The organism is Bradyrhizobium sp. Ses1 (assembly GCF_059512365.1).
In genome coordinates this window covers 1-5227 of record NZ_JCAMOQ010000126.1, presented here as the reverse complement: position 1 = coordinate 5227, position 5227 = coordinate 1, and the positions used below count along the sequence as shown (strand labels likewise).

7 protein-coding genes are annotated in these 5227 nt (G+C 59.6%); all 7 read right to left on the bottom strand.

Going from position 1 to position 5227, the window contains the following annotated elements; all coding sequences use genetic code 11:
- On the bottom strand, nt 1–503 hold a 503-nt coding region (locus AC5ZG5_RS45625), incomplete at its 3' end, for a tyrosine-type recombinase/integrase (RefSeq protein ID WP_496165553.1).
- Between the two features lie 261 nt (nt 504–764).
- Entirely contained in the window at nt 765–998 is a 234-nt protein-coding gene (locus tag AC5ZG5_RS45620) for a signal peptidase II (RefSeq protein ID WP_456647150.1), read from the bottom strand.
- Nucleotides 999–1030: 32 nt separating this feature from the next.
- Nucleotides 1031–1258, bottom strand: coding sequence for a signal peptidase II (locus AC5ZG5_RS45615; protein ID WP_456647151.1), 228 nt, complete (start codon nt 1256–1258; stop codon nt 1031–1033).
- Nucleotides 1259–1478: 220 nt separating this feature from the next.
- Entirely contained in the window at nt 1479–2156 is a 678-nt protein-coding gene (locus AC5ZG5_RS45610) for a Crp/Fnr family transcriptional regulator (RefSeq protein ID WP_456647147.1), read from the bottom strand.
- 587 nt (nt 2157–2743) lie between these two features.
- On the bottom strand, nt 2744–3388 hold the full coding sequence (locus AC5ZG5_RS45605) for an arylamine N-acetyltransferase family protein (RefSeq protein ID WP_456647149.1): 645 nt from the start codon (nt 3386–3388) through the stop codon (nt 2744–2746).
- Nucleotides 3288–3566, bottom strand: a complete 279-nt coding sequence (locus AC5ZG5_RS45600) for an arylamine N-acetyltransferase (protein ID WP_456647146.1) — start codon at nt 3564–3566, stop codon at nt 3288–3290. The genes AC5ZG5_RS45605 and AC5ZG5_RS45600 overlap by 101 nt, the downstream gene beginning before the upstream one ends.
- A 251-nt stretch (nt 3567–3817) precedes the next feature.
- A complete protein-coding gene (locus AC5ZG5_RS45595; protein ID WP_456647145.1) occupies nt 3818–4576 on the bottom strand; it encodes an outer membrane protein in 759 nt (252 codons plus the stop codon).
- Between the last annotated feature and the right edge of the window lie 651 nt (nt 4577–5227).

Below are 5227 nucleotides of genomic sequence, written 5' to 3'. Positions count from 1 at the left end.
TTACGGTCCTTGCCGCCCTTGCCCTGCTCGACGCGGATGATCATGCGCTTGCTGTCGATGTCGGCGACCTTGAGCGAGACCACCTCGGCAGCGCCCAGGCCGGCGCCATAGGCCACGCTCAAGGCCGCCTTGTACTTCAGCCCCGGCGCGGCATCGAGCAGTCGCGCCACCTCCTCGACGCTGAGCACCACCGGCAGCTTGCGCGGCTCGTGAATGACATGGGTATGCTCGACGATGTCGTGGCGCTTGAGTGTGACCCGAAAGAAGAACCGCAGCGTCGAGACGGTCTGGTTGATGGTCGGCACGCCAACGCCGCTGGCCGTCAGACGTAGCTGATAGTGGCGCACGTCCTCGAAGGTTGCCGTATCAGGCGAGCGCCCGAGAAACGCCGCGAAGTTCTTGCCCCTTTGCACGTAGTCATGTTGGGTCTTCGCGGCCAACTTGCGGATCGTCATGTCTTCGATCATGCGCCGGCGCAACGGGCTCATTGCCTCGTCGGTCATGGGGATGCTCCTGTCTTGAGTGAGGTTGTTGCAACCCCTCAATCTCAAGACAGGACGCCCCTTGGCGCTATCGGCTTGACCGCGCTGCCTGCCGCACCGGCCTACCGCGCGAGCGGTTTAGTCCCGTGGCCCATCAGCGAAGTGGCGACACCCCTCATTGAGGTCCGCTTACTGGTGCGGAGCGGGCCAGATTTGCTTACTCTGAGTTCTTCGCATTTTGACCCTAGCGGACGAGGGATAAGTGATCTTTCGTTGGCGCACTCAACGGTGCGAGGAGGCTAAAGCGGGCACGAGCGCCGCTAATAGAACTAGTCCGATCCCCAAATCTATCGAAACGTCCGCGACATTGAAAACCCAAACGAATCGAAGCTTCGATGCATCGAAGAGATCGACGACAGCTCCTAGTCGAACACGATCGATTGCATTTCCAAGCGCTCCCGCGCTGATGAACGCGAACCCAAGTGCATTCACGATCGATGTTGACTGGTGCAACATAAGTTTCAGCAAGATTGCAGCCACAGCCAGACCTAAAGAAATGAGCGCCAACGAGACAACTCGCCGTAATCGGCGATCAATCCAAATGCGTTGCTCCGATTGCACACGAGCGTGAGGTCAACGGGGCCAGCCATTTTGATCGTACTGCCCACGGTGCCCAGAGATAGAAGTGCCCACTGCTTAGTAAACTGATCGAGAACAAGCATTGCAGATGCAATGGCTAAAGCAATCGTGCCCGTGCTCAGGCGGCTGTTTGACACCAAATTCCTCGTTTCGCGATCCCGGCCACGGGGTCTGGCCCATCCCCGATAGTCTTGTATCAGATCATGCTGAACAGGCGACCCGTGAATATCCGCTGATGGGCCGTGCCTGACCTTAGCCCGAAGCGTCGCAACGTCCGCTTCTCGTAGGGGACCTGAACAGGGTGATGCGAGCGGGCCAAGGCGGCCTTTGACCCATCTGCGACATGGGCAACTGGATTTACTGTGATGCAAAACCACGCTTCCCTTCAGGGGATACGCCTTTCATCTGGCACGGCCAATGAGATAGACGCATATTGCCGTGGCATTCGCACGCCGCGGCCGCGAGCCGCAACCGATCGATCTCGATTTGGCCTCGTCGATCAGATTTGATCGCTCCTGATGCGCGCAGATCGCGCATCAGGAGCGTCACCGTCGTTCGTCGCACACCGAGCATTTGCGACAAGGTCTCATGGGTGAGCGGAAGAACGTCGTGGTCGATGCAGTCGCAAAAATGGAGTAGCCATCGGACCATGCGGTCTTTGACCGGATGCAGTGCATTGCAGGCCGCGCCCAGCTGAAACTGCATCAGCATCGCCCTGCCGTGCATTTGGACCGCGTGCCGGATCGTAGGGCTTCGGTTGAAAGCGGCGCGAAATCGCGACGCGGGGATTTGCGAGGCGGTGCCCGCTGCACGAACGACCGCGGTAGTGGCCGAAGGTGACGACCCGAGCACCGAAAGAAGGCCAAGTGCTCCCTCGCGCCCGACGACAGCGGTGTCGACCGTGCGCCCGTCCGCCATGTCGATCATCAGCGAGATGGCGCCGCTGTGAGGGAAGAAGACATAGTCGATCTCGTCCCCCGCTCGCGCAAGGATCGCGTCCTGATCGAGCGCGACCGTCTCCAGCGCGGGCCGCAACAGATCGAGATCCGATAGCGGCAGTGTTGCCAGGAAACAGTTGGGCATTCCGCCCGGACGCGTCACTGCAGATGACCCGCGGTGAGGCACTTCATTCCGGGCGGCGCGAAGCGGCGGCCTTAACACATGTTTAGATCTGCTGTCGCTACTCGCGTTGAGATCCAACTCACTTGCAAATTCGGATATTCCAACCGGATGTCGGCTCAAGCGTGAGTCCTCATCGACACGAACGGATCAATTTTAGGGGCTTGCGCCCGCGACATGAGCGCGGCGAGTAAGGGAAGAGAGTCAGTGCAAACGGCAGTCTCGATGCAGTTGCAGCGCGAAAATACGCAAGCTGCAAAAGGTGCTCTTCTCCACCGGCGTTGCGTAGCACCGATCTTCGGTTCCACCCATGTCGAATATGAAGGTCAGCTGGCCTTTGGCGCATTTCGGGTGTCATACAATTGTTAAAATTGGACCGGTGCGTCGACCGATGCCCCTGGTTGGAATCTTGGAATTAGGTCAGCTTTCGTATCACTGCGAACCTGACGGCCGGCGCGACTTTAGACGACGGGTAGCGATTGACCCAAAGCCAACCTGAAGGCCTAAGCAAAGAATGGATGCGGAGCGTCTCCCGTTCCTTTCGCCTTCATAACCGCGACGCACTCCTCGATCTGCTGGTCGGACATGTTTAGTCCGAATTCGCCGCGCAGGACGTCGCTGAACTCCCTCTCGGTCACCAACCAGCGCTTCTCCGCGTGTCCGTCTGCGTCGCGCACAGTGACACGCGCGTTGTACATCGTGATCCGGCTCCTGTTCGGTCCCGGCTTCGCCACGATGATATTGCCTTGATATGGCGTCTCCGGGTGCGTCGCCGTGTACCAGTTGGTAATCTCGTATTCGCCATCGTAGCGCGGGTGAGGAATGACGCGGTAGATGTGTTGCCAGCCATCTTTGAGCCGCGCCTGAAGCGTCAACTCGCCTTCAACGTCGATAAATCGCATGACCTCGTGGGGCGTTTCTTGCTCGATCTGCGGGGCAAGAAGGAGCGCGCTGGTCGGAGCAAGGTTCCCGAAGCCGACATCCGCAAGATAACTCCCCTCCGGCAGCTCGACTTTCAACAGCATGTGGATCGCCGGACGCGGCGCATCAAGCTCCAGTTCCTCGTACGACGCGCCCTTGCAGGCTCGTGATGTTGTAACCCAAGGACCGCAATCCGGGCCGAAATAGTATGTTCTGCTCGAAGCAATATCCGCCGCGCCTGTTCGCAATCATCTCGCGCTGAAGCGTAGGCACATCCAGCTTGGGCGGGTGCCCAAGCATGATATCCAGCGTTTCGTACGCGATTGAATGAGAGTGCGCGAAAATCAGTCGACTGTTGCTGGCGCCCGGTAGCGGCGACGCTGTCGAGGTGCTGACCACGACCATTGCGGTCGCGCCGCGGGTGCTGCACTAGCGCGTCTGACACGAACGACAACGCCCGGCGGAAATTCAACACCGCTCATCATCAAGCGTCGACACGGCGAAAGAGGCGGTTGATTGAACCTCTTTCAAGCGACAAATCGGCGTGCCCTTCGTCTCAAGGCTCCGTACTCAGCCATCGCCGAGCAACCGCGAGCGCCGGCAAGAAAGAAGCCCCGGACGAATGCCGGGGCTGAGTTGGCTGGAGTTCGGGAAAATCAGTAACGGGCAACCGATGGTGCGTAAGCGCTCCAGTCGAAGCGATAGTTGACGCGCAAGGTGACCATATCCACGTCCTGACTGATCCGATTGAGCGCGCCGGCAACGATGGGATTGACCACCGAGAACGAATTGTTCGCATGGCCCATGAACAGGTGGTCGTACTCGACACCGAACGACCAGTTCGGTGCGAAGCCGTACTCGTATCCGACACCCACGCTACCGCCCCAGCGGGTCGAATTAGAAGCGGCGAAGTCAATGCCGGTAAGCGTATCGAGAATGCTGTAACGGTTGCTCGTCAGCGCCCCGCCACCCTTGAAGTACAGCAGCGACGTGTTCCAGGCATAGCCGATCTGGCCGGTGAAAAGGCCGATGGCATCGGTTCTCGCGCGGGTCGAGACCAGCGGGTCGATCAAGGTGGCGCGCGTACTGTTGATACTAGTCCAATCTCCTTGGGCCTCCAGGCCGAACACCCAGCCACCCCCCCACTGCCATCGATACCCGATCTGCCCACCAACCACGGCACCGGACTGGCCATGACACCCGTCACGGAACGGGTTACCGAAAGCATCGACAAAATCCACGCAATTGCGGCTCTCGCCCCAGCCGGCATTGGCGCCGACGTAGAAGCCGTTCCAGTTGTAGACCGGCGGAAGCGGAGGCGGTGGCGGCGCCTTGACGGCCATGTCAGCGGCCAGTGCCGGCACGGATGCCCCGAGTGCAATCAAACAAACAGTGCCCAGCAAAAATTTCTTCATATAGGTCCCCATTTTACGGCGTTGCTTGGATCGGACGGCCGTTGAAACTAATTGCGGCAGTTGGGTCCTAACTTCCCATGCCACCTGACGAGCATAGGTGATTTGATACCCGAAGGCCGTGCCCCAAGCGCAACACTTGGATTTTGTTTCGGGAAAAATGGCAGCTACTGTTGCAATGGTTATGCAATCTGTGCCAGACGCGCCTCATTAAGGGCGGCGGCATTTCAAGACGCATCCCCTGGTCAACCGACGGAATCTTGCTTAGGCGGTGCCCATGCGTGCCTGCGAAAACTTCGACCGCACCTCCGCGCCACGCTTGCCGCAGGCGGTTTAAAGTCGGGCTCGACGTCCGACAGCCGGACGTGGTCGGGCCAGCGGCCGGCGCTGATCTCAATGTGGTGGCCACGTGTGATCGCGGCAGTAGACCAGCGACCGGGAAATTCATCCGCACTTTTGACGAAACGCCGGCAGGCGTAGCACGGGCTTATCCTTCAGCGCCCTTGCGGCTGGAGGCGTTGCGGCTGGAAGCGCCGGGACCTCCGGCTGATTTTGCTGCGGTGCATGAGTCTGTTCCTGTGAAGGGTTTCGGATGCCGGCCGCTTGAGGGAGGGCGCGGCGTATTCGGCGGCCGGCGTCCGAAAGCCTCCAAGG

What these genes read in the sequence shown, in the direction of transcription:
- AC5ZG5_RS45620 (WP_456647150.1), bottom strand. Translation starts at nt 998, where the DNA reads ATGTTGCACCAGTCAACATCGATCGTGAATGCACTTGGGTTCGCGTTC.
- AC5ZG5_RS45600 (WP_456647146.1), bottom strand. Translation starts at nt 3,566, where the DNA reads ATGGTCGTGGTCAGCACCTCGACAGCGTCGCCGCTACCGGGCGCCAGC.
- AC5ZG5_RS45595 (WP_456647145.1), bottom strand. Translation starts at nt 4,576, where the DNA reads ATGAAGAAATTTTTGCTGGGCACTGTTTGTTTGATTGCACTCGGGGCA.